Consider the following 418-nt stretch of genomic DNA (forward strand, 5'->3'; position numbering starts at 1 on the left):
TGCCCGCCTTGCCGGGCATGCGCGACAACACCCAGCTCCCGCCCACGTCCGGATACAGCCCGATCGCGACTTCGGGCATCGCCATGCGCGTGGCTTGCGTCGCAACACGGTGCGATGCGCCGGCGAGCAGGCCAATCCCACCGCCCATCACAATGCCCGTTCCCCAACAGAGAACAGGCTTTGGAAACCGATGGATGCGGTAATCCAGGCGATATTCGCGCGCGAAGAATGCGGCTGCCTCGCGCGGCACCTCACCGGGCGCCACGGCCTTGATCGAGCGATATAGCCCGACAATGTCGCCGCCAGCGCAGAATGCCTTTTCGCCCACGCCGTCCAGCAGGACGCCGACAACGCGCGAGTCAACCGCCCACCGCGCCATCTGGGGATCGATCCGCTCGACCATCGCCATGGTCAACGC

At 66.3% G+C, this 418-nt stretch carries 1 protein-coding gene; it reads right to left on the bottom strand.

The annotated features are described in order from the left end of the window. Positions 1–418 (bottom strand): enoyl-CoA hydratase/isomerase family protein (locus AC1DCY_RS27740; RefSeq protein WP_477356003.1); only part of this gene is annotated, 418 nt, incomplete at both ends.

It is taken from the genome of Lysinibacillus sp. 10T31, assembly GCF_056394365.1.